At 63.2% G+C, this 253-nt stretch carries 1 protein-coding gene; it reads right to left on the bottom strand.

The window, feature by feature from the left end:
• A partial coding sequence (locus tag EUU22_RS24370; RefSeq protein ID WP_129334555.1) for a redoxin domain-containing protein occupies window positions 1-253 on the bottom strand: 253 nt, incomplete at both ends.

Here is a 253-nt window from a genome sequence, read left to right as displayed (position 1 = left end):
TGTTTTCGAAGGAATCCTCCGGATAGGCGAGTGCGTCATTGGAGCTGATCGCGACGAACCCGATCCCGACGCCAGCCAGATCGCGGGCATCCCTGACGATGCGGGAGATCACCGCCCGCACATAGGGGCAGTGGTTGCAGATGAACGCGACGACGAGTCCCCGCGGTCCTGCCAGCTCCAGGATGGACAAGGTCCGGCCATCGACCGCGGGAAGCTTTGCATCCACGGCCTTCCAGCCAAAGTCGCACAAGGG

This window comes from Ciceribacter ferrooxidans (assembly GCF_004137355.1).
In the GTDB taxonomy this organism is placed as follows: Bacteria; Pseudomonadota; Alphaproteobacteria; order Rhizobiales; family Rhizobiaceae; genus Allorhizobium; species Allorhizobium ferrooxidans.
Note: the sequence above shows the minus strand (reverse complement) of the source record. Positions and strands in the feature narration are given on the sequence as shown.